This window comes from Rhodoferax ferrireducens (genome assembly GCF_003347515.1).
GTDB lineage: Bacteria > Pseudomonadota > Gammaproteobacteria > Burkholderiales > Burkholderiaceae_C > Rhodoferax.
Window position 1 is genome coordinate 27879 of the sequence record NZ_QEII01000304.1, and the last position, 26626, is coordinate 54504.

At 58.7% G+C, this 26626-nt stretch carries 23 protein-coding genes, 1 tRNA gene and 1 riboswitch; of the genes, 13 read left to right on the forward strand and 11 right to left on the reverse strand.

The window, feature by feature from the left end:
- Genes C5P05_RS24175 through C5P05_RS24185 form a run of 3 tightly spaced genes read left to right on the forward strand, consistent with a single transcriptional unit; the run spans window position 1 to window position 5087 of the window.
- Window positions 1–4032, forward strand: a complete 4032-nt coding sequence (locus C5P05_RS24175) for a pilus assembly protein (RefSeq protein WP_114972421.1) — start codon at window positions 1–3, stop codon at window positions 4030–4032.
- Window positions 4033–4080: 48 nt separating this feature from the next.
- Window positions 4081–4503, forward strand: coding sequence for a type IV pilin protein (locus C5P05_RS24180; RefSeq protein WP_114972422.1), 423 nt, complete (start codon window positions 4081–4083; stop codon window positions 4501–4503).
- Window positions 4488–5087, forward strand: coding sequence for a GspH/FimT family pseudopilin (locus C5P05_RS24185; protein WP_114972423.1), 600 nt, complete (start codon window positions 4488–4490; stop codon window positions 5085–5087). The genes C5P05_RS24180 and C5P05_RS24185 overlap by 16 nt, the downstream gene beginning before the upstream one ends.
- Window positions 5088–5164: 77 nt before the next feature.
- Here the strand turns inward: C5P05_RS24185 and nrdR are convergent, their stop codons facing one another.
- From nrdR to C5P05_RS24200, 3 genes are all read right to left on the reverse strand, one after another.
- The gene (nrdR, locus tag C5P05_RS24190) at window positions 5165–5614 is read right to left on the reverse strand and encodes a transcriptional regulator NrdR (RefSeq protein WP_114972424.1); all 450 of its coding nucleotides are present in this window, start codon (window positions 5612–5614) and stop codon (window positions 5165–5167) included.
- A 10-nt stretch (window positions 5615–5624) separates the two neighbouring features.
- Window positions 5625–6869 (reverse strand): serine hydroxymethyltransferase, encoded by a 1245-nt coding sequence (gene glyA, locus C5P05_RS24195; protein ID WP_114972425.1) that lies wholly within the window; start codon window positions 6867–6869, stop codon window positions 5625–5627.
- A gap of 45 nt (window positions 6870–6914) precedes the next feature.
- A riboswitch (ZMP/ZTP riboswitch) is annotated at window positions 6915–7045 on the reverse strand.
- A gap of 41 nt (window positions 7046–7086) precedes the next feature.
- The gene (locus C5P05_RS24200) at window positions 7087–7899 is read right to left on the reverse strand and encodes a lytic transglycosylase domain-containing protein (protein ID WP_114972426.1); all 813 of its coding nucleotides are present in this window, start codon (window positions 7897–7899) and stop codon (window positions 7087–7089) included.
- An 809-nt stretch (window positions 7900–8708) separates the two neighbouring features.
- On the opposite strand from C5P05_RS24200, the gene C5P05_RS24205 reads away from it, so the two are divergent.
- On the forward strand, window positions 8709–11474 hold the full coding sequence (locus tag C5P05_RS24205; protein WP_114972427.1) for a DUF349 domain-containing protein: 2766 nt from the start codon (window positions 8709–8711) through the stop codon (window positions 11472–11474).
- On the opposite strand, the gene C5P05_RS24210 is transcribed toward C5P05_RS24205, so the two are convergent.
- The 5 genes from C5P05_RS24210 to C5P05_RS24230 form a co-directional block, all read right to left on the reverse strand.
- Complete coding sequence (locus C5P05_RS24210; RefSeq protein ID WP_114972428.1) at window positions 11464–12282, reverse strand: UDP-2,3-diacylglucosamine diphosphatase; 819 nt, start codon at window positions 12280–12282, stop codon at window positions 11464–11466. The genes C5P05_RS24205 and C5P05_RS24210 overlap by 11 nt on opposite strands.
- 1 nt (window position 12283) lies before the next feature.
- Window positions 12284–12790: a peptidylprolyl isomerase gene (locus C5P05_RS24215; RefSeq protein WP_114972429.1), complete on the reverse strand. Its 507-nt coding sequence runs from the start codon at window positions 12788–12790 to the stop codon at window positions 12284–12286.
- Between the two features lie 3 nt (window positions 12791–12793).
- Window positions 12794–13393 carry a peptidylprolyl isomerase gene (locus tag C5P05_RS24220; protein ID WP_114972430.1) on the reverse strand — a complete coding sequence of 200 codons (600 nt, stop codon included), beginning with the start codon at window positions 13391–13393 and terminating at the stop codon, window positions 12794–12796.
- Window positions 13390–14616: a L,D-transpeptidase family protein gene (locus C5P05_RS24225; protein ID WP_232834649.1), complete on the reverse strand. Its 1227-nt coding sequence runs from the start codon at window positions 14614–14616 to the stop codon at window positions 13390–13392. The genes C5P05_RS24220 and C5P05_RS24225 overlap by 4 nt, the downstream gene beginning before the upstream one ends.
- 74 nt (window positions 14617–14690) lie before the next feature.
- Entirely contained in the window at window positions 14691–15785 is a 1095-nt protein-coding gene (locus C5P05_RS24230) for a YybH family protein (protein WP_114972431.1), read from the reverse strand.
- Window positions 15786–15967: 182 nt separating this feature from the next.
- Between C5P05_RS24230 and cysS the strand changes: the two genes are divergently transcribed.
- The 6 genes from cysS to C5P05_RS24260 all read left to right on the forward strand — a co-directional run bounded on the left by cysS (window position 15968) and on the right by C5P05_RS24260 (window position 21509).
- Entirely contained in the window at window positions 15968–17359 is a 1392-nt protein-coding gene (gene cysS / locus C5P05_RS24235; protein ID WP_114972432.1) for a cysteine--tRNA ligase, read from the forward strand.
- Between the two features lie 45 nt (window positions 17360–17404).
- Window positions 17405–18055 (forward strand): DNA-3-methyladenine glycosylase family protein, encoded by a 651-nt coding sequence (locus C5P05_RS24240; RefSeq protein ID WP_114972433.1) that lies wholly within the window; start codon window positions 17405–17407, stop codon window positions 18053–18055.
- Window positions 18056–18120: 65 nt separating this feature from the next.
- Window positions 18121–19098, forward strand: coding sequence for an acetyl-CoA carboxylase carboxyltransferase subunit alpha (locus C5P05_RS24245; RefSeq protein WP_114972434.1), 978 nt, complete (start codon window positions 18121–18123; stop codon window positions 19096–19098).
- Between the two features lie 33 nt (window positions 19099–19131).
- A complete protein-coding gene (gene tilS, locus C5P05_RS24250) occupies window positions 19132–20082 on the forward strand; it encodes a tRNA lysidine(34) synthetase TilS (protein ID WP_114972435.1) in 951 nt (316 codons plus the stop codon).
- Window positions 20083–20106: 24 nt separating this feature from the next.
- Window positions 20107–21375, forward strand: coding sequence for an aspartate kinase (locus tag C5P05_RS24255; protein WP_114972436.1), 1269 nt, complete (start codon window positions 20107–20109; stop codon window positions 21373–21375).
- A gap of 41 nt (window positions 21376–21416) precedes the next feature.
- Window positions 21417–21509: transfer RNA gene (locus C5P05_RS24260), tRNA-Ser, on the forward strand.
- Window positions 21510–21575: 66 nt separating this feature from the next.
- Here C5P05_RS24260 and C5P05_RS24265 read toward each other — a convergent pair.
- Both C5P05_RS24265 and C5P05_RS24270 read right to left on the reverse strand, forming a co-directional pair.
- Window positions 21576–22427 (reverse strand): class III extradiol dioxygenase family protein, encoded by an 852-nt coding sequence (locus C5P05_RS24265; RefSeq protein ID WP_114972437.1) that lies wholly within the window; start codon window positions 22425–22427, stop codon window positions 21576–21578.
- A 17-nt stretch (window positions 22428–22444) separates the two neighbouring features.
- Window positions 22445–22801 carry a protocatechuate 4,5-dioxygenase subunit alpha gene (locus tag C5P05_RS24270; RefSeq protein ID WP_198674846.1) on the reverse strand — a complete coding sequence of 119 codons (357 nt, stop codon included), beginning with the start codon at window positions 22799–22801 and terminating at the stop codon, window positions 22445–22447.
- Window positions 22802–22878: 77 nt separating this feature from the next.
- Here C5P05_RS24270 and C5P05_RS24275 point away from each other — a divergent pair, with 77 nt between their 5' ends.
- Window positions 22879–23796, forward strand: coding sequence for a LysR family transcriptional regulator (locus C5P05_RS24275; RefSeq protein WP_198674852.1), 918 nt, complete (start codon window positions 22879–22881; stop codon window positions 23794–23796).
- Here the strand turns inward: C5P05_RS24275 and C5P05_RS24280 are convergent.
- Window positions 23793–24704: a LysR substrate-binding domain-containing protein gene (locus C5P05_RS24280; RefSeq protein WP_114972439.1), complete on the reverse strand. Its 912-nt coding sequence runs from the start codon at window positions 24702–24704 to the stop codon at window positions 23793–23795. The two genes, C5P05_RS24275 and C5P05_RS24280, sit on opposite strands and share 4 nt — an antisense overlap.
- A gap of 106 nt (window positions 24705–24810) precedes the next feature.
- On the opposite strand from C5P05_RS24280, the gene C5P05_RS24285 reads away from it, so the two are divergent.
- The gene (locus C5P05_RS24285; RefSeq protein ID WP_232834650.1) at window positions 24811–25521 is read left to right on the forward strand and encodes a substrate-binding domain-containing protein; all 711 of its coding nucleotides are present in this window, start codon (window positions 24811–24813) and stop codon (window positions 25519–25521) included.
- A 59-nt stretch (window positions 25522–25580) separates the two neighbouring features.
- Window positions 25581–26609: an amidohydrolase family protein gene (locus tag C5P05_RS24290; protein WP_114972441.1), complete on the forward strand. Its 1029-nt coding sequence runs from the start codon at window positions 25581–25583 to the stop codon at window positions 26607–26609.
- Window positions 26610–26626: the final 17 nt, after the last annotated feature.

A 26626-nucleotide genomic window follows, 5' to 3' on the forward strand; every position in this document is an offset into this window, starting at 1 on the left:
ATGAGAAAGTTATTTGGATTAATTATTGCGGTAGTGAGCGTTGTTTTGATTGGGTGGTCGTTTGCCCAATCGACCCGAACTCGATTGGATTTGAGGACCGGGCCGATCATCAACTCGGGGGATGCATCCAACTTGGCGCTGGTGCTGTCGGTGGAGTTTCCAACCACCGGCGCCGCTTACAAGACACCCAACACTGCAACTGCCTATGACAGTACCAAGAAATACCTGGGCTACTGGAATTCGACCACTTGTTATGCTTATAACGGGACGACATCAGACGGCTACTTTCAGCCCAATGGTTCAACGATATCAACCACCAACTACAACTGCAATTCCGGCGGTGCAGGAAGTGGTTTCAGCGGTAACTTCCTGAATTTTGCCGCGACATCTTCAACCGACATATTGCGCTACGCCTTGACTGGGGGCGATCGCTATGTCGATACGGCCGGCAACACGATCCTGCAGAGGGCAGTTTTGATTGGTGACAATGGCGGCTCGAATACAAGTTTTTACCGAAATTCGTCAAATATGCCGACTCGGTCACTGACAACGGCGCAATCTGCGGCACTGACGCCCTTTGGTAGCACGGTCATGTATGTCCAATCTTGTGAAGACCGTGTGATTTTTCAAACCGTCAATGGCGGCTCTTGCACGAGTCCGGGGAATCTAAAGGCTTTCAACAACAGTGCTGGCACTTCAATCAACAGTGACCTGAAGGCGCGTATCAAGGTATGTGATGCCACCGAGGGTCCGGTTCGCACTGAGTTGTGCAAGCAGTATCCTGATAGCAACTACAAACCCGTTGGAGAAATTCAGAAGAATGCGAGCAAGGTGCGCGTGGCGGCTTTTGGTTATCTGTTGAACAGCCCTGCCTCCGGTTTTCAGGATTGGGACAACTGGTATGGCGGCGTTTTGCGGGCACCCATGAAATTTGCCGGGCCAGAGCAGAAGAGTTCGACCGGTATTGTTTCTGACAATCCTCAGACGGAGTGGGATGACACGACCGGCGTGTATGTTGCCAATCCTTTGTCGGAGGCCAGTTTTACCTACAGTGGTGTCATCAACTATTTGAACCGATTTGGACGCTCTGGCCAATACAAGCGGCATGACCCTGTAGGTGAGTTGTATTACGAGTCAGTTCGCTACTTTCAAGGCAAACAACCTACCGCGAACGCGACCACCGATACGACAAAGGGTGCCTACACTGCGGCGATGCTGGACAACTTCCCGATCTACACGACGTGGTCGGACCCCATGCAGACAACCTGTCAGAGAAACTATTCTTTGACCATTGGTGACCATCAGTCAGCCAAAGACAACTACATCCCCGGTGTTTCCAGTGTTGGAGGTGAAACTCGTGCCGCCGATGGCACGGGTGTGGGTGCTTTGAATGCAACTACCTGGGAAAACGTGGTGGCGAGTTTTGAGACCAATGGGTCAGTCACCTATACCTATGTCAAGCCCGATGGTACTGTCGTCACCGCTACTGCCAATGGCAACGCGACCTCTGGTGTAACCGGTGTAATCGCCGGAAACAGTGGTCTTGCGACGAAGACGCAGGCTGGTCAAGCCTCAAACGGGAACAACGTCGGCTATGCCTGGGCCGGTGTGGCTTACTGGGCCAATACCCAGCCAATCCGGTCTGACAAGCCTTTGGCACGGATTAGAAGCTATGTGATTGATGTGAATGAAGGTGCCGAAACCAGCTTGGACCCATTGCGACAGCGTGCTTTGTATTTGGCAGGCAAGTACGGAGGCTTTGCCGATGTTGGGCCAGATGGCAGCCCTGCAACAGGGGAAGGCAATCCATTCAAGACTTATGTCGGCGGTACCCTGACAACCAGCACCAAGGAATGGCTCGCCGCCGATGGCTCTACGCTTCCTTCTGGGTATTTCCTGGCCAGTCAACCCGATCGTCTGATTTTGGCCATCAGGCAGATTTTTGCGCAGGCCAGCAAACCTTCAGGTAATCTGGCGGGTGGTTCCTTGAGCGTCAGTCGACTAAGCCGGGCGCAGCAAACCGGGGCGTTTTATCAGGCACAACTGGATTCTTCTGACTGGTCTGGCACGGTTGTGCGCACAGAAATTACCTACAACACCACGACGCTAGCTCTGGAGGCCAGCGCCACCCCGGTCTGGGACGCTGGCAACATTCTGACCGGTGTTCAGGCAGGTACCACCACCTTGAGCCCCTTCCCCTTGCCGGCTGACCGGAAGATATTTAGTTACAACAATACCTCCTTGTCAGGGGTTACCTTTACTTGGGCCAATATTGATACCGCAGTGCAAACTTCGCTGAAGACGGACCCCGCCACCTCCATCGTGGAGACTGATGCAGACGGACAGTCCCGGCTCGATTACATTCGCGGTGTGCGCGGCGCCGAGTCGGACGCCAACCTGAATTACAGGGCGCGCAACGGCATAATGGGCGACAGCATCAATTCGGCACCGGTTCTTAAGGGCAAGCCAAGCACCGCCATTGTTGACGCCAGCTACCAGTCGTTTTACTCAACGCATGCGGCACGAACGCCGACGGTTTATATTGGCAGCAATGATGGCATGTTGCACGCCTTTTATGCGGCGGAATCTGCCACGAACACTGGCAACGGCAAGGAGCAGTTTGCCTATGTGCCCAGGGCAATTTCCACCAAGCTCAACGCGCTAACCAGCCCGGGATACGTCAAGGAGGCTTATGTCGATGGGGCCATTACTGTGAGTGAAGCGCGCGCCTACAAGGCGGCCAGCAGTTCTGTCAACTGGGCAACGGTGCTGGTGTCCGGCATGGGCGGCGGTGCCAAAGGTCTGTTTGCACTTGATGTGACAACACCGGCGGGTTTTGGTCCGGGCAATGTGCTGTGGGAGTTCACGAACGCAGACGACGCTGACATGGGGCATTTGCTGAGTGAACCCAAAATTGTCAAGCTCGCGATGGCGGGCAACAGCGCGGCAACGCCCAATTACAAATGGTTTGCCATGGTGACCAGTGGTTACAACAACTACACCACGGGTGGTTCAGCCGACAAACAAGCTTTATTTTTGTTGTCGCTTGAAAAGGCACCCGGTGCCGCATGGGCTCTGGGTACAAACTACTTCAAGATCTATGCTGACAACGGAACATTCGCTGCTGCTGATACCAGCGCGGCAACTGGAATGGGAATGCCGGGGGTCGCCACAGGCATTGCAGGGAACACGGTCTATGCGTACGCCGGCGATTTACAGGGCAATCTGTGGAAGTTCGACTTGTCGGGTGCTTCAACAACCTGGACTGGCTCGTCCAAAGCCTCTGTTTTATTCACAGCGCGCACGCCGTCCGGCACCGCAACCCAACCCATTACGGTGGTTCCTGCCGTGACACTGAGCGTTGTGGGCGGTTACCAGATAGGCTTTGGCACTGGCAAGTTCATCGAGCCGCCGGATGCCCTGACGGCTTCTACCCTACAACAGTCCATCTATGGCATCTGGGATGCGCAGGACGACAAGAAGTTTGAACGAATTGCTACCGGCAGCGGATCAACCTCCGTTAACGGCCTTATTACCCGGACCCTTACAGTGACGACCATCGGGACATCGACCGTTTCCATCACCGGGCCAGCATTTGTTTACGGCACGTCTACAACCACCGGGTCTGGTCAATACCGGGGCTGGGTTGCCGATTTATCGACAACCATGGAACGAGTGGTGGTTGACCCCACGGTTGACAGTGGGCTGATGGCGATCAATTCAACCATTCCGGGGGGTGACCCTTGTGTGTCGACGGGGTCGTCGAATCAATATCGCTATAACCCGTCCACTGGAATTACTTTTGTGACAACGGGTTCCCCCAACACAACAACGGGTTATCTGGGGAGTGCGTCCTTGCTGGAAGTCGGTGACACTGCCTGGTCAACGCGAAATGCAGCGGGACGATATGTGGTGACGCGCAAGATCAACTCCATCAGCCCCGGTGTGGGTGGCGGGCTGAATACGCAGGAAAGCACAGTGACCACAATCGCTGGGCGGATCAACTGGCGCGAGATCACTAACTTTCAGTAGTGTCACCATGCCATCTTGGAATACATTCGCAAAACCAACAGGATATTTATGAAAAACAAGGGGTTCACGCTGATTGAATTGATGATTGTTGTGGCGGTTTTGGGAATTCTTGCCGCGGTTGCCTTGCCGTCTTACTCCAGTTATGTGATCCGCAGCAAGCGCACCGAGTGCCGTGCGGCCATCATGCAGGTCATGCAGCAGCAAGAGCGTTATTTCACTCAGCAAAACTCATATTTGGCCTACACCAGCAGCGCGACCAGTATTCCCATGCTCCAGTTTTCCGGTGATAGTCTTGCTAACAGTGCTTGCACGATAGCATCTGCTGCATGTTCGGGATCCACAGTAAGTGCCTGTGTGGTGGCCACAGGAACACCTCGTTATACCGACACGGTCGTTGCAAATATCACGATGCAAAGCGACGGTACCAAGGGTTGCTCCGGGTCAGACCAGGCTAAATGTTGGAAGAATTGATGTCACAAACTTCAATTCTCACTCGGGGTCGAGGCTTTACCCTCATTGAGTTGATGGTTGTGCTGGCTTTGGTGGCGATTCTTGCGAGTCTGGCGACCCCGTCCTACCGATCTTTCATGGTCAACCAGCAACTCACATCCGCCAGCAGTGATTTCCTGGCATCCATGCTGCAAGCCAGGTCTGAAGCGATGCGACGGGGTTTGCCGGTGTCGATCTTGCCCACGAATGGTACCAGTTGGGATAGTGGGTGGTATTTATCCGTGGCCAACAACAGTTGTGCACCAACCGGCACGGCTTTTGGAAATCGCGAAGCACTGAATTCTATGATCACCATAAAGGCAACCACCAATGCTGTGTCGACCGGCGTAACCAACAAATCATTCGTTTCAACCAACCCATCTTTTACTTATTCACCCGTTGGATTTCCGGTGACATCGTGTGCCAGTCCTTACTACAGTGGTGCCATGAATGGGCGCATGGTGTTCCAGGCGACTGAAACCAGTCGAGAGAAGCAAATTGTTGTCAGCAACTCGGGTCGGGCCAGAATCTGTGACCCGCAGCGGGAAACTTGTACTGCCGATTGACACATTGAGCAAAAAGTTGAGAAATGCAAGCAGTTCGCACAAGTGAAATGCATTTTGAACGAACCCATTCGGTATTTTTACCGCCTCACCTCATCCACCAACGTCTTGAACTCGTCAATATCTTCAAAGCTCCGATACACACTGGCAAAGCGCACATACGCCACTTTGTCGAGCTTCTTAAGCTCGCGCATGACCAGTTCACCAATGCGGGCTGACGGCAGCTCGCGCACCCCCAAGGTCAGCAATTTTTCTTCAATCCGCTCAACCGCGCTGTCCACCTGCTCGGTGCTCACTGGCCGCTTGCGTAGCGCCAGTTTCATGGAGGCCAACAACTTGGCTCGCTCGTACTCAATGCGCCGGCCATCTTTTTTGACGATGGCCGGGAAGGTGACGTCTGGGCGTTCGTAGGTGGTAAAACGTTTTTCGCAGGACGCGCACTGGCGCCTGCGGCGGATGGAGTCCCCGTCTTCAGAAATCCGGGTTTCCACCACCTGGGTTTCGGAATGACTGCAGAAGGGGCACTTCATCGCACATTGCCTATTTGTAAACCGGGAAGCGTGCGGTCAGCGCGTTGACCTTGGCGCGTACAGCATCAATGTTGGCTGCATCCCTTGGATTGTCCAGCACGTCTGCTATTAAATTGGCCGTCATGCGGGCTTCCTCGTCCTTGAAGCCACGGGTGGTCAGAGCCGGGGTGCCAATGCGCACGCCACTGGTGACCATGGGCTTTTCGGGGTCGTTGGGGATGGCGTTTTTGTTGATGGTCATGTGGGCGGAGCCCAGCACTGCCTCAGCTTCTTTGCCGGTGATGCCCTTGGCACGCAAGTCAACCAGCATGACGTGACTTTCGGTGCGGCCGCTGACAATGCGCAGACCGCGACTGGTAAGAGTCTCGGCCACGATCTGGGCGTTTTTCAGCACCTGTTGCTGATAAATCTTGAACTCAGGCGCCAGTGCTTCTTTGAAAGCAACTGCCTTGGCCGCAATCACATGCATCAGAGGGCCGCCTTGCAGACCGGGGAAGATGGCGCTGTTAAGAGCTTTTTCGTGCTGCGCTTTCATCAGAATAATGCCGCCCCGTGGGCCGCGCAGGCTCTTGTGGGTGGTAGAGGTCACCACGTCGGCGTGTGGCACGGGGTTGGGGTAGATGCCGGCGGCAATCAGGCCGGCATAGTGGGCCATGTCCACCATGAAGATGGCGCCTACGTCTTTTGCCACTTTGGCAAAGCGCTCAAAGTCGATGCGCAGGCTGTAGGCCGAGGCACCAGCAATGATCAGTTTGGGCTTGGACTCATGGGCTTTGCGCTCCATGGCGTCGTAGTCGATCTCTTCCTTGTCGTTCAGGCCGTAGCTGACGACGTTGAACCACTTGCCGCTCATGTTCAGCGCCATGCCGTGGGTCAGGTGACCGCCTTCGGCCAAGCTCATGCCCATGATGGTGTCGCCTGGTTTTAGAAAGGCCAGAAATACAGCCTCGTTGGCGGACGCGCCGCAATGCGGCTGCACGTTGGCGGCTTCGGCGCCGAAGATCTGCTTGACGCGGTCGATTGCCAGTTGTTCGGCAATGTCCACGTATTCACAGCCGCCGTAGTAGCGGCGGCCGGGGTAGCCTTCGGCGTATTTATTGGTGAGCTGCGTACCCTGCGCGGCCATGACGGCGGGCGAGGCGTAGTTTTCGCTGGCGATCAGCTCGATGTGCTGTTCCTGGCGGGCGTTTTCAGCCTGGATGGCGGCAAAGATCTCGGGATCTGTTTGCTCAATGAGAATGTTGCGGTCGTACATGGCAGTCCTTGAAGACATTGGGCCTGGGGGTCATGTGCTTGACCCCAGGGCTGCCCAGGCGAACGGCTAAACACATGAGCCATGCTGGCCATGCGGTACGCTCCCCCGTGGTATTCCCACTTCAGCGCTTCACGCCCTCAAGGGGTGATCGCCTATCGCCAGTCGCGTACCTCTTGAGTTTAACTGACGAGGCAAGCCCGCTGCCAAGCCCAGGAAATCAGGAGTTGGACAGCATGGCTACTTTGCCAGAGTCTTCGTTGCCCTTGATAGGCGCAGGCGCAGTCACTGTTTGGGGGGCCGTGAGCTGCATAGAGCGGCCTTTGGCGACCGATTGCAGGCGGGCATGTTCGGCCATCACCTTGCCCGCATAGCCGCCATCATCTTCAATATTCGCCGCACCTACGTAATAGCGCAGGCCGCCCTCCATGGAGCCGGCGCGGGAGATGCATTCCTGCAACACCTTGACGCCCACCCGCAGGTTGGTCAGCGGATCAAAGGCCGCCAGCTTGCCACCGAAGTTCTCATATTTGTCGCTGTGGACCTTGGTCATGACCTGCATCAGGCCTTGTGCGCCGACCGGGCTTTGGGCAAATGGGTTAAATCCGGATTCGATAGCCATGACCGCCAAAATAAGCGTGGGGTCCAGCTTGGTGCGGATGCCAATCTCATAGGCTTCCGCCACCAAGGCGCTGAGCGGCTCGGGCGCAACCTTGTATTTTTTGCTCAGCCAATAGGCGACGGCGGCCTGTTGCTTGGGCAAGTCCTGCGGGTTACTGGCGGTGGCGCGATCAATGGCGCCTATTTCGCCGGCAGGTTCGGTTATCACCGGAAGCTGGCGGGTTTGAAGCCAGCTGAAGAGCTGGAGTTCTCCGACCTGACGCAGTTCTGGGCGGGCCGTTAATGTGATGACGGCAAATATGACAGCCAGCCCGATGAGGGCAAAACTGTTGTGGGTGATTTCAAAGAAGCCCTGGGCAATATCGGATGCGAAGGTTCGCAGGCCCCGGGTGATTTTTTCTGACGCGTTCATAGCTCTTCCTTCGTTCGCGCGGGCTACTGTGTTGCACTGCATGCAGGGGTAACACGGGTGGCACCTCGTTAGGTTGGTACGCTATCAATATCCTGCGTTGTCAATCGTATGTGGTGCAGAGATTTGAATATGCCGGGATCGGCAGCGGTTCGGGTTATCCCTAGACTTGGCTGGGATGGGCGGATTCTAGGTGCACTTTATATATCAAGTCAACAATATGGAAATTATTTGTTATGTCGAATTTAATTCAATGAATTATTCAATTGCGACGCCAACAAGCGCCTTGTTGGATCTTTTGTCAACAAAACTGCTTCGTTTTTTGCGTGAATTCTCGCAATCAGTGCACAGTCTGTGATTGAAAATCAAATTTGAATTTACGTTGCCGTTGGCCTAGACTGAGCCTGCATGTCTTATGACAAGCATCAAGTCGGCAGTAGCCAGTCCCTACCTTCGGGTAGCTGAGATGAAGCGGCCCCGGCAAACTGTGGGGGCAATCTTTTGCCTCCCAGCACTTTGGGACTTTACCCTCCCGTTGTGCGAGTCCTGACGGCATGGACCTTGTGTCAGCCGTCAAGCCCGGCGAACTGGCTAGGAGCCATTCGACCGGGCTTTCTTTTTTATGTATCTATATGTGATTCGCCACCGATGCAGTTCGGACAAGGCAAGTTGGAATTCCCGCGCGACGTCGAATTCGCCCCATTCAGAGACCGTTCCATATACTTTTTGCCGGATCACTAAATAACGGCGAAAATAGCGGTTCTGCCCTGTCCGCAATACGGCGGGGGTCCTTCTCTTTGTTTGCGCGCCTCATGTTCCCTTTTTCTGTCCTCAATAAAACTGCTGTAGCCCCTGAAGTGATACAAATTCCAGCCAAAACGAACGAACCCCATCCCTTGGACGCACTGACGGGCGGGGCATTTTCTGCCCATACCTCGACTGAGCGCACCGCGCGAATCCGTGACTGGCTGGCTGGCGCGCCAAGCGCAGAACAAATGCAGGCGGTGTTCAAGGACATCAGTGGCAAAGACAAAGGCGCAGCCAAACTGCTGCGCGAAAAGCTCGATGAAATCAAGCGCAGCAAGGGCCAGGAGTCCATCGCGCAAGAGTGGGCTGACAAGGCGCAGGCCTTGCTGGCCGTGGCCAAGCTCAATATTGCCGATGCCATGGCTTGGCAGCGGGATGCCGCCAAAGCAGGTGCACCGTTAAGCAAGGAGCCTCTGGCCACGCTTAAGGGCCAGCTCAGCGACCGCGTCAAGGTGATTGAAGACTTGCAGCACCGGGTGCAAGTGCAGCGCGAAGCGGCTGTCTTGCTGGCCCAGCGCATTGAAGTGCTGTCCACCAAGTCGTGGCGCGATGCGCAGGCGGTTGTGGAGGCTTTGCACGCCGACGTCGATCACTGGCAGGCGCAGGCGACGTCCCTGTTGGATGATGCCAATTGGGCCAGCGTCGACGCCAAGTATCCGCCACTGCTCGACGCCTCGCGCGCTCAGCTGCTGGTCGTGTGGGATGCTTTCAAGGGCGCATTGGCGCAGGCCGTGGTTGCCGCCGATGACCCCGCTGCCGCTCTGCCGCCGGTGCCCGTGTGGGCTGATGAACTGCGTCTGGCGCGGGGCGTGCCGGCAGAAGTGATCAACAAGCCGCAAAAACCCAAGATTGACCCTGAAATCAGGGCCCAGGCCACATCGATAGTGCGAGAGTCGCTATTGAAATTGGAGCAAGAGGTCGCCGAAGGACATGGTAAAGCCAGTGCCGGTGCCGCCAGCGCCCTGCGCAATGCACTCAAAGAATTTGGCAAGGTTATCGACGACAAGCTGGAGAATCAAGCCCACGCGGCGCTGGCTGCGGCGGGTGAGCTGGAGGGCTGGCAGCGCTGGCGTGCCGACCAGCTGCGCGAAGAGTTGGTCGCCAAGGCAGAGGGCCTGCTCAAGCGGCCCGAAGGCCAGGCCATCGGCGGACGCAAGATGCAGGAAAGCCTGCGCACCTTGCGCGATCAGTGGAAGCAGACCGACCAGGGCGGTGTGCCCAATCACGGTTTGTGGAAGCGCTTTGACGATGCCTGTAACGAAGCGCACAAAGTGGTCGAAGCCTGGCTCGAAAAAGTCAAGACCGAGTCGGCGGAGCATCGGGCGCAGCGTCTGGCATTGATTGAAGAAGTCAATGCCTGGGCCGCCGCCAACCCCGTGGCGCTGGACGACGACTGGAAGGGCTTCAACCGGATCCTGCACCAGTTTGGTGACCGGTGGCGTGATGGCGGCCATGTCGGTGAAAAGGCGTTTGCCGAGCTGCAACCCTTGTGGAAGGCGGCCATCAATGCCGCCGCCGCACCGCTGGAGGCGCTGCAAAAGCGCAGCCTCGCCACGCGCCAGGCCATGATTGAGGAAGCGAAAGTGCTGGGCGCGCAGCCTGAGTTGCGCATTGATGCGGTCAAGGCCCTGCAGCAACGCTGGCAGGCCGAGACGCATGTGGTGCCGATGGATCGACGTCAGGAACAAAAGTTGTGGGACGCGTTTCGCAAGCCGATTGATGAAGCCTTTAACCGCAAGACGGCGGAACGCGAGAAAGCCGATGCCGCTTTGGGTGAGCGTGACCGCACCGTGCTGGATGCCGCTAAGGCGCTGGAAGCGGCCAATGCGACGGGTGATGCCCAAGGTATTCGCAACGCCATGAATGCGCTGGAAGCGGCTTTGCGTGGACAGGCGCAGGCCAAGGCGGCAGTCCAGGTCGCTGCTTTGGAGGTAAACGAGGCTGCAGCCCCCGTTGAATCAGCGCAAGAAGCTATTGAAACTGTAGCAAAATCCGAAACAGCCGAGTCAGTGGAAGAGGGCGCGTCGGTAGATGCGACAGAAGCGGCGGCACTAGCCGAACCCGTGGCGCCACCCAAGCCCGCGCCCAAGCCAGTGGTGGCCGTGCGCGGTGATGACCGTCCAGGCATGAAGAAGACCGAACCCGCGCCCATGGGGCGTGGTGGCAAGTTTGGTGACCGTAAGGAAGGTGGCAGGGACGGTTCAAGAGACGGCAGCCGAGGCCCGCGTGACGCCAGTTTTTCCGGTCGCCCGGATGATCGGGGACCGCGTCGCGATGGCCGCGATGGCGGATCAGGCGTCTGGCAAGAAGCGCCCCGTTTGGGCGACACCGCGTTTCGCGCTCAACGTGACGCCTTGGAACACGCCCAGTTTGCCTTGCGCAAGCTGGCGGCGCAGGCGCATGGCGAGGCATTGACCCAATTGCTGGGCGCGTGGGAGCAGCGCGATGCAGCCCAGGTGCCGTCGGCGCAGGATCTGGGTAACCGCGTCACGGCCGCCACCCGCAGCGCCTGGACCAAAGCCCTGGCGCAAGCGCCTGCAGGCGATGCCAGCGTGGCATTGCTGCGTTTGGAGATGGCGTCCGAGATGCCGACACCGGCGGAGCACTTGAGTGCACGGCGCATGTTGCAGTTGCAGTTGCTGACCAAACGCAATGATCCGGCACCGGCACAGACCTGGGGGCAGGATGCCGCCACCGTGTTGGCCAGCGCCTTTGAGGCCGGCGTGGCACGTCGGCTGCAAAACGTGCTGAAGGTGTTGCTTAAACCTTGATTCGGCAGGGGGGCGAGGCCACACTCAGGCGCAGGACTTCGGCGCGTGGGGGTGTGGCGGCGGCGTCCCAGTCGCTTAGCACGACACGGCGCAACCCCTTGACCAGAACATGGTCGGCAGGTTTATGCGTGTGGCCGTGAATCAAGGTATTGGCGTGTGCCGTCTGTAGCCAGTCGCAGCTCGCCTCGGTGTCGACATCGGCATAGATCACCGTATTGCGTTTGCGTGTTTCACTTTGCGCGCGCAGTTCGCGTGCGATGGCCTGACGTTCGGCCAGCGGTTTGGCCAGAAACTCTTGCTGCCATGCTGCGCTGCGTACTTTCGAGCGAAACTGCAGGTAGTCCGTATCGGCCAGGCACAGGGCGTCGCCATGCGAGAGCAGCCAGCGCTGTCCCGCAAAGTTCAGCACGGTAGGATCGTCCAGCAGGGTCATGCCGCTGGTCTTGGCGAACGCCGGACCCAATAGAAAGTCGCGGTTGCCGTGCATGAAGAAGATAGCGAGACGCCGGGATGCGGCTTTGAGAACCTGGGCGCAATCGGCTTCAAAGCCCGATGCTTGCTCAGGACCCGGTGCAGCGTCGATCACGTCATCACCGACCCAGACTTCAAACAGGTCACCCAGGATGAACACGGCGTCGGCGCGTGTGCTCTGCATATAGTCCCGCCACGCCCGGACGGTGGCGGCCTCGCTGGCCTGCAGATGCAAATCGGAGATGAAATCAACCTGGCGCCAAGAGGAGGGCGCCTGCAGTACCGGCCAGGGCGACGCCGCGGTGGGCGCCGTGATCCGGGGTACTGCCGGATTCATATCAGAGGGCCACGGCCTTTTCGATGATCACGTCGACAACGGGCACATCATCATGGTGACCTTTGCGAGCGGTCTTGACGGCCTTGATCTTGTCGACCACGTCGGTACCCGACACCACTTTGCCAAACACCGCATAGCCCCAGCCGGAGGCTGAAATCGCGGTGTGGTTCAGGAAGCCGTTGTCGGCCACGTTGATGAAAAACTGGGCGGTGGCCGAATGCGGGTCGCCAGTGCGGGCCATGGCCACGGTGTAGTTCAGGTTTTTCAGGCCGTTGTTGGCTTCGTTGTCGATGGCTTTGTCGCCGCGTTTTTCTTTCATGCCCGGCTCCATGCCGCCGCCCTGCACCATGAACCCGGGAATGACGCGGTGAAAAATGGTGTTGTTGTAATGGCCCTTGTTCACGTAGCTCAGGAAATTGGCGACTGTTTTAGGCGCCTTGTCCTGATCGAGTTCGAGGGTGATGACGCCGTAGTTGGCAATGTGGAGTTCGACTTGGGGGTTGCTCATGATTTATTTCACCAGGGTTGCTGAGTTGATAAGAATGGGGGTCTTGGGAACATCGGACGGGAAGGGGCCGCCGGCGCCAGTCGGTGTGGTCTTGATTTTCTCGATCACCTCCATGCCGCTGACGACTTTGCCAAATACCGTGTAGCCAAACGACTGGGCGCTGGGGTCCAGAAACGCATTGTCCTTGACGTTGATGAAAAACTGCGCGGTCGCTGACTGGGGGTCGTTGGTGCGGGCCATGGCCAGTGTACCGACAACATTCCTCAGGCCGCCTTTGGCCAGCGCCTCGCGCCCTTCGTGGACGACCGGCGCACGGGTTTTCTTCTGGCTGTATTGGGTGTCAAAACCGCCGCCCTGCACCATGAAGTTTTCGATGACGCGGTGGAAGATGGTGCCGTCGTAGTGCTTGTCCTTGACGTATTGCAAGAAATTTTCAACGGTCTTGGGTGTCTTGTCAGGATAAACCTCGACCACGAAATCACCGGCGGTGGTGGCAAACTTGACCCGGGCCGACTCCTGTGCCCAAGCACCTTGCGCTACTGAGAACATAGCTGCTACCGCAATAGCTGCGGGGGCTAGAGCCCTAAAACGTCTAAAAATCATCCAATGACTCCTTCAAAAAATATTTTCCATTGATTACCCTGCCGCGCCCAGTACTGGCGTTTGGTCGGGCCGGTGCGTGTGCCATCCGTCACCTCGCCAAATGTGACGACCATGGTGTCGGTGGCATCCGTCCAGCGCAGCAGGGACAGGTCCTTGAGCTGGATGGCACGCCCCCGTCCCTTGTTCAGCTCCGTGCGCAAGGCCGGCGTCCACTCCGTCAGCGTCTTGCCATTGCTATTGAAATCCAGACTGTAAAAACTCAGCACCCGGTCCATATTGCCGCTGGATTTGGCGCTTTGCCAGGCTGTCAAAGCGTCCTCGAAGGGTTTGTTGGCGGAGCGGGCACTGTTTGGCGTCACCCAGTTCAGGCGCTGCGAGATCACCACTGGCGTGGTTCTGACCTCGACGGTCCGGATGATCCGATCCAGGTCGGGATTGGCCAGCACGACGCAGCCGTCAGTCGCCTGCGGCGGACGCGAAAACTGACCGGGCGGCGTGCCGTGCAGCCAGATGCCGCTGCCTGTTTTGCCGCGCTTGCTGTCGAGCACGTTGGGGTAGTTGATGGGCAGGGCGCCCGAGCCGTAAAAGTCCTTCAGCGACTTGGGGTCGAGATTGCTGGTGATGAAATACACGCCCATCGGGGTGCGCAAATCACCTTCGATGTTCTTCTCCATGCCGGATTTCCCGATCGAGATGTAATAGTCGGCAACCAGCGCCAGTCCGGTCGGCCGGTTTTCAAAAAGGTAGAGGCGCGAGCGGGAGGCGTCGACGGCAATGGCGTGCTTGTTGCGCGGTGACAGTGCCAGGAATTGCGAGGGGATAGCACCCGGCGGCGGGCGTTCACGTAGCGCCTTCAAGCGCATCTGGGACTCATCACGGAGTTCGGCCAGGATCGGTGCCCCATCTTTGAGCATGGATTCAGGCACATCACCCACGATGCGAACCGGTCGCGTGCGCGCTGCCAGCAGGTCGCCATAGACCAGCTGGGCCAGTTGAAAGTGAGGGTAGTCACGCACCAGGCTTTCAGCTTTCGACAGGGCGTCACGACCCTGCGCGCTGGCCACGAGTTGGTAGACCTCAATCAGGCGGGCCTCCGCCAAGCCGGCTTGGATTACGTTCCTGGGCTTGACCGGGGTGACACGGGCGGTCTTGGCACTGCCTTTGTTGCCAGCAAGCGCATGGCCAGCCATCGTTACACCGACAAGGGCCGCCATAGTCAGCATGAAAAAATGCCGCTTCATATAGCCACTAGGCAAGGCTGAAAGCGCCATCGCCCGCTGTTTCCGCCACGCGGCCATCAGTTTCCAGTGGATTCCCTGACGATCAGCCATTGATTGCCGATTTTGTGGAGGTCGAGCGTTTTGCGACTGGATACCGCCAGCGAGTCTGCCCGGTAGTCTTGCCGGAATTTGGCGACAGCCTTGTTGCCGTTGACCGTAACGCCCAGGTTTTCCAGCTTCACGCTGATGTTGGACTTGCCAACAATGCGATTGCGCCGTTCTTGTTCCCACGCGCTGCGTGACAGTTTGCCGGGTGGGTCAAATTCTTTGCCGTAGGCACCCAGATAGGCCGACATGTCTTTGGTGGCCCAGGCTTTGGCCCAGGCTTGCACGGCCCCTTCAACGTCTTTGCTCTCTTTGGCAGGGCTGTCGCTGACCGCTGGTTTCGCGGCTGCCACGCTGGGGCGGGCTGCACTGGCGGGCTTGGCAGCGGCCGGCGCAGCAGGTACCGCCGGTGTGATAGCGGGTGCTGCAGGCACCGTGGCAGGCGCTGGCGCAGGAACTGGGGGTTTGGTGGCGACGCTTGCTGGGGTCGATGAAGCTGCCGGTGCCGCTACCGGCAGTGCCAGGGCAGACGGCTGACCCTTGAGGTTGGGTTTGAACACTTCGCGAATGATTGCCAGCTTGGGCGGCACGGCCGCATTGGCGCCATCGAGTTGCAGCGCCTTGTTATAGGCCTGGCTGGCGAGCCTGGCATACACGTCGCCCAGGTTTTCATGCGCCGTGGCGTAGCTGGGGTTGGTGCGGATGGCCATTTCCAGCGCCGCGCGCGCCTTGTCAAACTGGTTCTGCCCGGCATAGAGCACGGCCAGGTTGTTGTAGGGCTCGGGCAGCTCGGGGTAGTCTTCGGTCAGCTTGGTGAAGGTCGCGATGGCCTCCGCTTGCTTGCCCGAGTTGCGCTGGATCACGCCCTTGAGAAAACGCATTTGCGGGTCGTTTGGCTTCGTGCCAAGGTGAGCGTCGGCCTTGGCCATGGCCTCGCTCAGCTTGCCGGAGCGCAGCAGTTGGCTGACGTCGCCATACTCGTCGGCGTGGGCCGTAAGCGTTGCGCAGGCGGCTGCCAGAGTCAACAGGCGAAGGGTGGCGAAAAGGGTAGAACGGGTGTGCTTCATGAAGCCTTTTGATTTATACCGGGTGAGCGCCTGCCGTAGATGGCTGGCTGGCAGGGCTATATACTGGGCTGAATTGTAGCCCAGGGGGTGCTTTTCAGCGCTTCCACACTTACCCACCCACCAGCCCTTATTGCCGAGGCCATCACCCGGTTGAATACCCCGACGACGCCGTTTAAACGACCATGAGTTTACGTATTTACAGCACGCTGTCGCGTGCAATGGAATCCCTGTCACCCCTGGAGCCCGGTCACGTACGGATGTACGTCTGCGGCATGACGATTTATGACCTCTGTCACATCGGCCACGCCCGCATGATGATGGCTTTTGATGTGGTCCAGCGCTGGCTGAAAAGCAGTGGTTACCGGGTGACCTATGTGCGCAACATCACCGATATCGATGACAAGATCATCAAGCGGGCCGTGGAGCGCGGCATCACCATTCGCGCCTTGACGGACGAGATGATTGAGGCCATGCATCTCGATGTTGCCAAGCTGGGCATCGAGCCACCCACCCTGGAGCCGCGTGCCACGGAATATGTGCCTCAGATGTTGAGTTTGATCAGTCAGCTTGAAGCCAAGGGGCTGGCCTACAAGGCCTCCAGTGGTGACGTGAACTTTGCGGTGCGCAAATTCCCCGGTTACGGCAAGTTGTCAGGCAAGTCCTTGGACGAGTTGCGTGCGGGTGAACGCGTCGCGGTGCTCGATGGCAAAGACGATCCGCTGGATTTTGTGTTGTGGAAGTCCTCCAAGGCAACCGAGCCGGACGACGCCAAATGGGATAGCGCTGCTTTGGGGCACGACTACGGTCAAGGCCGTCCCGGCTGGCACATTGAGTGCTCAGCCATGAGTTGCCAGACCCTGGGCGACAGTTTTGACATTCATGGCGGGGGCGCCGACCTGCAGTTTCCGCATCACGAAAACGAGATTGCGCAAAGCGAGGGCGCCTCGGGCAAGCCTTTGGCCAGCATCTGGATTCACAACGGGTTTGTGCGCGTGGACAACGAAAAAATGTCCAAGAGCCTGGGCAATTTCTTCACCATCCGCGAGGTACTGGCCAAATACGACGCCGAGACCGTGCGATTTTTCCTGGTTCGTACCCACTATCGAACCGCCCTGAATTACAGCGATGTGCATCTTGACGATGCCCGCAACGCGCTCAAGCGTTTGTACACGGCACTCGAATTGGTGACGCCGGCGCCGGTCAATATCGACTGGAACGAGCCCTTCGCCGCACGCTTCAAGGCGGCGATGGATGAAGACTTTGGTACGCCGGAGGCGGTGGCCGTGCTGTTTGACCTGGCCACCGAAGTCAACAAGACCCGATCTGCCGAATTGGCGGGGCTGCTAAAGGCGCTGGGTGCTTGCCTGGGCCTGTTGCAGAGTGATCCCAAAGCGTATTTGCAGGCGGGCGCCACGCTGGACGAGGCGGCCATCAGCGCCTTGATCGCACAACGTGCGGCGGCCAAGGCGGGCAAAAACTTTGCCGAGGCTGACCGGATTCGCCAGGAGCTGCTGGCCCAAGGCATCGTCCTCAAGGATTCCCCCAGCGGCACCACCTGGGAGTCCGCCCAGTGATCTTGTTAACAGTCATTTTGGCCTCCAGCCCCCGAAGGTAAAGCGATGGCAGCTACAAAAATAATAGTACCTCTGGTCGCAACCCCTGTCTACTGGGAAGACGCCTGCAAGCACCTGATGAAAAAAGACCGGGTGATGAAGCGGCTCATTCCCCAGTTTGGTGACGCTTGCCTGCAAACCCGCGGGGATGCCTTCGTCACGCTGGCGCGCAGCATTGTGGGGCAACAAATTTCGGTCAAGGCGGCCCAGACCGTGTGGGACCGCTTTGCGCTGCTGCCGAAGAAAGTCACGGCCGGCAACGTGCTCAAGCTCAAGGTGGACGATATGCGCGCCGCCGGTTTGAGCGTGCGCAAGGTCGAATACCTGGTGGATCTGGCTTTGCACTTTGACAATGGCCAGGTGCACGTCAAGGGCTGGGAGGCGATGGACGATGAGACTATCATTGCCGAGTTGACGGCCATTCGGGGCATTGGCCGCTGGACCGCCGAGATGTTCTTGATTTTTCACCTGATGCGTCCCAACATCCTGCCCTTGGACGATGTAGGCCTGATCAGTGGCATCAGCAAGAGTTATTTTTCGGGCGACGTGGTCAGCCGCAGTGATGCCCGCGAAGTTGCCGCCGCTTGGGCGCCATATTGCAGCGTGGCGACTTGGTATATTTGGCGCTCGCTGGATCCGCTGCCGGTGGCGTACTGAAACTTTGCGGGACAGACCGCAGCGCCAATGGCGCAAGTTCTGTCTTAAACCTTATAGGACATTCTGTGGCCAAGAAAACATTCCTCGATTTCGAGCAACCCATTGCCGATCTCGAAAACAAGATTGAAGAGCTGCGCTACGTGCAGACAGAGTCGGCTGTTGATATTTCTTCCGAGATCGACCAGCTGGCGAAGAAAAGCCAGCAGCTCACCAAAGACATCTACAGCGATTTGACGCCCTGGCAAATCACCAAGATTGCCCGCCATGCCGAGCGTCCCTACACGCTGGACTACATCAAGGAAATCTTCACCCATTTCGTGGAGTTGCATGGTGACCGGCATTTTGCCGACGACCTGAGCATTGTGGGTGGGTTGGCGCGCTTCAATGGCACACCTTGCATGGTGCTGGGCCAGCAAAAAGGGCGCGATACCAAAGAGCGGGGTCTGCGCAACTTCGGCATGAGCAAACCCGAGGGTTACCGCAAGGCCTTGCGCCTCATGAAAACGGCCGAGAAATTCAAGCTCCCCGTCTTCACCTTTGTCGACACGCCCGGCGCTTACCCCGGCATTGATGCCGAAGAACGCGGTCAGTCCGAGGCCATCGGCCGCAATATCTTCGAGATGGCGCAGCTCGAAGTCCCCATCATCACCACCATCATCGGTGAGGGCGGCTCCGGCGGCGCGCTGGCGATTTCCATTGGCGACCAGGTGCTGATGCTGCAGTATTCGATTTATTCGGTGATCAGCCCGGAAGGCTGCGCCTCCATCCTCTGGAAGACATCGGAAAAGGCCCAGGAAGCCGCGGATGCGCTGGGCATTACCGCGCACCGGCTCAAAGCATTGGGCGTGATCGACAAGATTGTCAATGAGCCGGTCGGCGGCGCGCACCGTGATTACAAGCAGATGGCCGCTTTCCTCAAGCGGGCCCTGAACGACGCTTTCCGGCAGGTCAGCGATCTCAAGGTCAAAGAGCTGCTGGATCGCCGCTACGATCGTTTGCAAAGCTATGGCCGTTTCACCGACACCAAGGCAGCATCCAAGTAGCGTGTGCTTGATTGACGCGTTGGCAGGTAGCGCGTGACAACGACGCTGGCGGACGCAGTTTCCAACTTCTCGCCTGCCTTGCCGCTGGCCGTGGGGTTCAGCGGCGGGGCTGATTCCACCGCCTTGCTGCTCGCGTGTGCCGAGAAATGGCCAGGGCAGGTCCATGCCATCCACATTCACCATGGGGTGCAAGCCGCAGCCGACGATTTCGAGCAGCATTGCCGGGCGTTTTGCGCGCAGTTGGACGTGCCCTTGGTGGTCAAGCGGGTGGATGGCCGCCACGCCCCAGGCCAAAGCCCGGAAGACGCGGCGCGTCGTGCTCGTTATATGGCTTTTGAGGCTGTAGCCCTCTCGGAATATGCGCAGATAGCTACTAAAAATATAGCGATTGCACAGCATGCCGATGACCAGATCGAGACCTTGTTGCTGGCCCTGAGCCGGGGCAGCGGTCTGCCGGGTTTGAGCGCCATGCCAGCAAGCTGGGTGCGCGCCGGCATCAGCTACCACCGTCCCTTGTTGCAAGTGCGTGCCTCCGATATCCGGGCCTGGCTCGTCAGCCGTGGCGTGGGCTTTGTTGAAGACCCTACCAATATCGATGAGCGCTTTACCCGCAACCGCATCCGTGCCCGGCTGTTGCCAGCGCTGGAGGCTACCTTTCCGCACTTTCGCGATACTTTCGCCCGCAGTGCGGCCCATGCCGCCCAGGCCCAGATCCTGTTGCAGGAGCTTGCCGTGCAAGATCTCGCGCTGATTGGCTCGCCGCCGGTTATCAAGCACCTCCAGCGCCTGAGCCGGCCGCGCCAGGCCAATGTGCTGCGCCATTGGCTTCACACCACGTTCAATGCCGTGCCCAGCGCAGCGCAGCTGGCAGAGCTGCTGGACCAGATTGCCGCCTGCACCACGCGCGGACATCAGATCCGCATCAAGGTCGGCGTCGGTTTCTGCGAGCGCAGAGGCGTTGTGCTGCATTGGTACAATCCCTAGAATTTGCTCTAAAAAATTCTTCCAATGGCCTTGATTGTTCACAAATACGGCGGCACGTCGATGGGTTCTACCGAACGCATCCGCAATGTCGCTAAACGCGTCGCCAAATGGGCGCGCGCCGGCCACCAGATGGTGGTCGTGCCCTCCGCCATGAGCGGTGAAACCAACCGTCTGCTGGGTCTGGCCAAAGAACTGGCCCCCAACAAAGCCACTGACGCCTACAGCCGTGAGCTCGACATGCTGGCTTCCACCGGCGAGCAGGCCTCCAGCGCGTTGCTGGCGATTGCGCTGCAGGCTGAAGGCGTGGAGTCGGTTAGTTACGCAGGTTGGCAAGTGCCGATTCGCACCAACAGCGCCCATACCAAGGCCCGTATCGAGTCGATTGACGACACCAAGGTGCGCATCGATCTGGAGGCGGGCAAAGTGGTCATCGTCACCGGCTTTCAGGGACTCGACGATCTGGGCAATATCACCACCTTGGGGCGCGGTGGCTCGGATACCTCGGCGGTCGCGGTAGCTGCGGCCATGAAGGCCGAAGAATGCCTGATCTTTACCGATGTGGATGGCGTCTACACCACCGACCCGCGCGTCGTGCCCGAGGCCCGCCGCCTGAAAACGGTGAGTTTTGAAGAGATGCTGGAGATGGCCTCCATGGGCTCTAAAGTCCTGCAGATTCGCTCGGTCGAATTTGCCGGCAAATACAAGGTGAAACTGCGCGTTTTGAGCAGTTTCACCCCTTGGGACATTGACATCAACGAGGAGGCCGCTTCCGGCACCCTGATTACTTTTGAGGAAGACGAACACATGGAGCAAGCCATTGTTTCCGGCATTGCATTCAACCGCGATGAAGCCAAAATCTCCGTGTTGGGCGTGCCCGACAAGCCCGGTATTGCCTACCAGATTCTGGGCGCCGTGGCCGATGCCAACATCGAAGTCGATGTGATCATCCAGAACATCAGCAAAGACGGCAAGACCGATTTCAGCTTCACCGTCAACCGTGGCGATTACGCCAAAGCGGTGGACTTGTTGCGGGAAAAAGTTTTGCCCAGTCTGGGCGCGCAAGAGGTGGTGGGCGACACCAAGATCTGCAAGGTGTCCATCGTCGGTATCGGCATGCGCAGCCATGTCGGTGTGGCCAGCAAAATGTTCCGGGTGTTGAGCGAAGAAGGCATCAATATCCAGATGATTTCCACCTCCGAAATCAAGACTTCCGTGGTTATTGACGAGAAGTACATGGAGCTGGCGGTGCGTGCATTGCACAAAGCTTTTGATCTGGACCAGCCTCCGGCCTGAAATCGACTCCAAGTCGTGACATAATCCAGCTTCTGTTTTCAGGAATCGTGACCGAGTGGCCGAAGGTGCTCCCCTGCTAAGGGAGTATGGGGTGTAGAGCCTCATCGAGAGTTCGAATCTCTCCGATTCCGCCAAATAAAAACCCCAAGTGATTTATCACTTGGGGTTTTTTCATTTTCGACTGGTTTGACGTACTTTTCTTAATCCACTTTTTCCAGTGCCAGCAGGCCAGTAGCCGTGTTGGAGATCGGAATGTGGTAATTGCTGTGCACCTTGCGCACGCCAGAACCGGTACCCGTGGTCAGGGCGGCGCGCATCGCCAGCCACATCAGCAGTTCCACCCCTTGGGTGCCGGTTTTCTCCACCAGTTCGTGGATGCTGAATTGCGTGGCCCACTCGGGGTTGCTCAGCAGGCTTTCCATGAATTGCAGGTCAAAGGCCTTGTTGATGTGGCCGGCACGTTCGCCGTCGAGCTGATGGCTCAGGCCACCGGACCCAATCACCGCCACCTTCTTATCGCTGTCCCAGGCCGCGATCGCTTCGCCCACCGCCTTGCCCATGGCATAAACGCGACTGGCTTTGGGCAGGGGGAACTGCACCGTGTTGATGCAGATCGGCACGACCGTCACCGGGCAATCGCCCTGCGGCCACAGCAGCTTCAGGGGCAGGGTGCAGGCATGGTCGACCAGCATTTCCTGGCAGGTGACGATGTCGAACTCTTTCTCCACCAGCGTGTTGATGATTTGCCATGACAGGCCCAGCTCGCCCTTGAAGGGGGGCAGGGTGGGAATGCCCCAGCCTTCGTCGGCGTTGTTGTATTGCGCCGCGGCGCCAACGGCGAAAGTCGGCATTTTGTCGAGGAAGAAGTTCAGGCCGTGGTCGTTGTAGAACATCACTACCACGTCAGGCTTGACCTGGCCGAGCCAATCGCGGATGGGCGGAAAGCCGTCAAAGAAGGGCTTCCAGTACGGGTCTTGCTGCAGACCCTTGTGAATCGCGCCGCCGATGGCGGGAATGTGGGAGGTGCCGATGCAGCCGATGAGTTTTGCCATGATGTCTGTCCTCTAAATTATTGGTTGTTGGCCGCGCGCAGCTTGGCTTTGAATTCGTCTTTGCTCAGGCCGGTCTGCTGGGCGCCGATGTCCTGCATGTCCAGGCCAAAGATGCCGGCGAATTTGGCCAGGTAGTAAGCATTGCCGCCCGCAGCGATGAGTTGCAGCACGTTGCGGGCGCGAATGGCAGCAGCCTGTTGTTCGTTCAGGCCGTACTGGCGCATGTAGGCCTCTTCGTCTTGTTTGAACGCGGCCCGGTTCTCGGCCGAATTAAACGAAAAGCACATCTTGTTGAGCGCATAGCCTTTTTGCGCCTGCTCGCCGTCAAACGGTGTTGTGCCCGGAATTTTTGGTAAGGGATGGGATGTAGCCACGATTTATCTCCTGTTATTGATCGTCGTCAGGTGGAAGTATTTCGCATCCATTGCCAAAGATAAACACATGAATCATGATGGAACGCATGAGAAAATTCGATTATTCAGACTTGGATGGCCGCCTGCTGCAACTGCTGGTGGCGGTGGTGGAGGCCGGCTCCGTCACCGGCGCGGCGCAGCGCCTGGGCGTGACGCAGTCGGCGGTCAGCCATCTGCTGGACAAGCTGCGCGGCATCACCGGCGACCCGCTGTTCGTCAAGTCCGGCCGCGGCATCGTCGCCACGGCGCGGGCTGAAAGCCTGGCGCTGCAGGCGCGTGAGTTGCTGGCCACGATGGAGCGCTTCTGCCTGTCAGGCGAGTTCGATCCGGCGCGCTGGCAGACCACCTTCACCGTGGCGGCCAACGACTTTCAGCGCGACTTGCTGCTGCCCCCGCTCATGGCGCGGCTGCGCAGCCAGGCGCCGGGCCTGGTGTTGCGCGTCATCTCCTCCGGCATTCCCAGCCTGGAGATGCTGCGCCACGAACACTGCCAGCTCGTCATCAGCCCGCGCCCGCCGGATGGGGCGGACATCCTGCAAAAGCGGCTGTTTGAAGACGACTACCGTGTGTTTTATGACCCCGCCCAACGCGAGGCCCCGCAGACCAAGGCCGCGTACCTGGCGGCCGAGCACATCACCGTGGTCTATGAGCCACGCCGCGCCTTGGATCTGGACCAATGGCTGGCCACACGGGGCGTGCAGCGGCGCTTCTCGGTGATGGTGCCGGGTTTTGCCGGTCTGCCGCCGTTCATCCGTGGCAGCCAACTGCTGGCCACCGCGCCCGGGCTGTTGCAGTCGCATCTGCTGCGCGACCTGGCCAGTGCCAAGGTGCCCGTGCCGTGTCCGACCATGCCCATGTACATGATCTGGCACATGCGCCACCAGCACGATCCGGCCCACCGCTGGCTGCGCGCCGAGCTGGAGGCGGTGGTGGGGGCGGCAGTGAGCACCCCTTAGTCGGGTTTGATGATCTGCTCCACGGTCTGACGTATCAGTGCCAGTGTCGCCTGTTGGGTCAGCGTGGTCGGGCGCAGCGAACTGGTGGCCAGTGACACCTTGGTGCGCAGCACCGGCTCGTGAATGGTGCGCACTGAAAACGCCGAGGGCCTGACGGAGTTGGCAACCGCGTTGCGCGACAGTACGGCGTACCCCGCACCGTCCGCCACCAAATCGAGGATGGCCGAGACACCGTCAATTTCGAGGGCAATTTTCAGCCGGCAACCAATGTTGGCCATTTCCGATTCCACGTGCATGCGGATCGCGTTGGGCCGACTCGGAATCACCAAGGGCAATTGCGACACTGCCTTCAGTGTGATGGGGCCGGGCGCGGGGTCTTCCTGCAGGCCCGGCGGGCGGGGTTGCACCAGCAACAGGTCCTCTTCCAGTAAGGGGGTGATTTCAATCTCAGCGCCTGGCTGTGCGTTGTAGAGCACGGCAATGTCCAGCCGTCCGTTCACCAGCGATTCTTGCATCGCCACCGACAGGCCTTCGCTGATGGAAATGGTGGCGTCCGGCATTTGCTGACGAAAAGCGCGTGTCAGCGGCACCGTCAGCACCCGTGCCAAGCTGGTGGGCAAGCCCACCGCCACGCGACCGGCCAGCGAACCACGCACCCGGCCCAGCTCTTCCTTTGCCCGCTCCACCTGGTGCAAAATGCCGCGGCCATGCGCCAGCAGCAGTTTGCCGGCCTCGGTGGGCAGGGCGCCGCGTCCGTTGCGCGTCAACAGGTTTTGGTGCAATTCCACCTCCAGCAGGCGCACCTGACGACTGAGCGCGGGCTGTGCCACGTCCAGCGCAATGGCCGCGCGGGTGAAGCTGCCCAGCTCGGCGACGCGCACAAAATATTCAAGTTGCTTGAGGTCCATTAAATCTCTTTGGTGAATAGCTGATCTTTGATTATGCCGATTTGCAATAACTGTTAGTAGCACCACTGGCTTAACAAGCATGGCCTTCCCCGCCAAAATACGGCCTATGCAAAGCTCTATCTCTACGCCACAACCCGCCCTGCGGGGTATCTCGTCCATGGCCACCCGCCAGTTGCTGGCCGATCTGGTGGCGGCGTATGCACAGCGCTCGGATTGCGCGATAACTATCGAGTCGGTGGGCGGCGTGGATGCGGCCAAACGGGTACAAGCCGGTGAGCCGTTTGATGTGGTGGTGGTGGCCTCCGAGGCGATCGACAAGCTGATTGCGTCGGGTCACATCGACGCGCGCAGCAAGGTCGATTTGGTCCACTCCGGCGTCGCGGTGGCGGTGCGCGCCGGCGCGAAGCTGCCCGATATCGGTTCAGAAGACGCCGTACGCCAAGCCGTGCTGGCGGCGCGCAGCATCAGTTATTCCACTGGGCCCAGCGGCGTGGCCCTGGTCAAGCTGTTCGAGCGCTGGGGCATTGCCGACACCCTCCGCGAGCGCATTGTCCAGGCGCCGCCCGGTGTACCGGTGGGCACGCTGGTTGCCCGGGGTGAGGTCGAATTGGGCTTTCAGCAACTCAGCGAATTGATCCACGTTCAAGGCATCACCGTGGTGGGGCCCTTGCCGCCAGAGATCCAAATCACGACTACCTTTTCTGCCGGCATCTGCACCGGCTCGACGCAAGTGTCTGCCGCACATGACTTGCTTGCATTCATGGCCTCGGTGCCAACGGCCGATGCCAAGCGGCGCCAGGGCATGCAGCCGGCCTGAGCGTGCCAGCGTGATTCTGCAGACACCCGTACAGATTTCAACAATACCAGGAGAACCCCATGATCATCGATTGCCACGGCCACTACACCACGGCGCCCAAGGCGCTGGAAAACTGGCGCAACCAGCAAATTGCCGGCATCAAGGACGCGTCCGTCATGCCCAAAGTGGCGGACCTCAAGATCAGCGACGACGAGTTGATCGAGACCATCGAGCAGAACCAGCTGCGCCTGATGAAAGAGCGTGGCAGCGACCTCACCATCTTCTCGCCCCGTGCCAGTTTCATGGCGCATCACATCGGCGACTTCAATGTGTCCAGCACCTGGGCCGCCATCTGCAACGAGCTGTGCTACCGCGTGAGTCAGCTCTTTCCCGACAACTTTGTGCCCGCCGCCATGCTGCCGCAAAGCCCTGGCGTGGACCCGGCCACCTGCATCCCCGAGCTGGAAAAGTGCGTCAAGCAATATGGCAATGTCGGTATCAACCTGAACCCCGATCCCAGCGGCGGGCACTGGACCTCGCCCCCTTTGAGCGACAAATCGTGGTACCCGATTTACGAGAAGATGGTGGAGTACGACATCCCGGCCATGATCCACGTCAGCACCAGCTGCAACGCCTGTTTTCACACCACCGGCGCCCACTATTTGAACGCCGACACCACCGCCTTCATGCAGTGCCTGACCAGTGATTTGTTCAAGGAATTCCCGACGCTGAAGTTCCTGATTCCCCACGGCGGCGGCGCCGTGCCTTACCACTGGGGCCGTTTCCGTGGCCTGGCGCAAGAGCTGAAAAAACCACTTTTGCAGGACCACTTGCTGAACAACATCTTCTTCGACACCTGCGTCTACCACCAGCCCGGCATCGACTTGCTCAACACCGTGATCCCCGTGAAAAACGTGTTGTTTGCCAGCGAGATGATCGGTGCGGTGCGCGGCATCGATCCGGAAACCGGCCATTACTACGATGACACCAAGCGCTATATTGAAGCGTCCAAAATTCTGAGCGACGCCGACCGCTTCCAGATCTATGAAGGCAATGCGCGACGCGTGTTCCCGCGTCTGGATGCTGTCCTCAAGGCCAAAAACCAGTAAACCCGATTAATTCAAGG

Coding starts and splice junctions, on each gene's coding strand:
- cysS (WP_114972432.1), top strand. CDS start 15,968: ATGAGTTTACGTATTTACAGCACGCTGTCGCGTGCAATGGAATCCCTG.
- C5P05_RS24210 (WP_114972428.1), bottom strand. CDS start 12,282: ATGAATCCGGCAGTACCCCGGATCACGGCGCCCACCGCGGCGTCGCCC.
- C5P05_RS24185 (WP_114972423.1), top strand. CDS start 4,488: ATGTTGGAAGAATTGATGTCACAAACTTCAATTCTCACTCGGGGTCGA.
- C5P05_RS24290 (WP_114972441.1), top strand. CDS start 25,581: ATGATCATCGATTGCCACGGCCACTACACCACGGCGCCCAAGGCGCTG.
- nrdR (WP_114972424.1), bottom strand. CDS start 5,614: ATGAAGTGCCCCTTCTGCAGTCATTCCGAAACCCAGGTGGTGGAAACC.
- C5P05_RS24200 (WP_114972426.1), bottom strand. CDS start 7,899: ATGAACGCGTCAGAAAAAATCACCCGGGGCCTGCGAACCTTCGCATCC.
- C5P05_RS24215 (WP_114972429.1), bottom strand. CDS start 12,790: ATGAGCAACCCCCAAGTCGAACTCCACATTGCCAACTACGGCGTCATC.
- C5P05_RS24205 (WP_114972427.1), top strand. CDS start 8,709: ATGTTCCCTTTTTCTGTCCTCAATAAAACTGCTGTAGCCCCTGAAGTG.
- C5P05_RS24230 (WP_114972431.1), bottom strand. CDS start 15,785: ATGAAGCACACCCGTTCTACCCTTTTCGCCACCCTTCGCCTGTTGACT.
- glyA (WP_114972425.1), bottom strand. CDS start 6,869: ATGTACGACCGCAACATTCTCATTGAGCAAACAGATCCCGAGATCTTT.
- C5P05_RS24285 (WP_232834650.1), top strand. CDS start 24,811: ATGCAAAGCTCTATCTCTACGCCACAACCCGCCCTGCGGGGTATCTCG.
- C5P05_RS24220 (WP_114972430.1), bottom strand. CDS start 13,393: ATGATTTTTAGACGTTTTAGGGCTCTAGCCCCCGCAGCTATTGCGGTA.
- C5P05_RS24175 (WP_114972421.1), top strand. CDS start 1: ATGAGAAAGTTATTTGGATTAATTATTGCGGTAGTGAGCGTTGTTTTG.
- C5P05_RS24275 (WP_198674852.1), top strand. CDS start 22,879: ATGGAACGCATGAGAAAATTCGATTATTCAGACTTGGATGGCCGCCTG.
- C5P05_RS24255 (WP_114972436.1), top strand. CDS start 20,107: ATGGCCTTGATTGTTCACAAATACGGCGGCACGTCGATGGGTTCTACC.
- C5P05_RS24240 (WP_114972433.1), top strand. CDS start 17,405: ATGGCAGCTACAAAAATAATAGTACCTCTGGTCGCAACCCCTGTCTAC.
- C5P05_RS24265 (WP_114972437.1), bottom strand. CDS start 22,427: ATGGCAAAACTCATCGGCTGCATCGGCACCTCCCACATTCCCGCCATC.
- C5P05_RS24180 (WP_114972422.1), top strand. CDS start 4,081: ATGAAAAACAAGGGGTTCACGCTGATTGAATTGATGATTGTTGTGGCG.
- C5P05_RS24280 (WP_114972439.1), bottom strand. CDS start 24,704: ATGGACCTCAAGCAACTTGAATATTTTGTGCGCGTCGCCGAGCTGGGC.
- C5P05_RS24225 (WP_232834649.1), bottom strand. CDS start 14,616: ATGCTGACTATGGCGGCCCTTGTCGGTGTAACGATGGCTGGCCATGCG.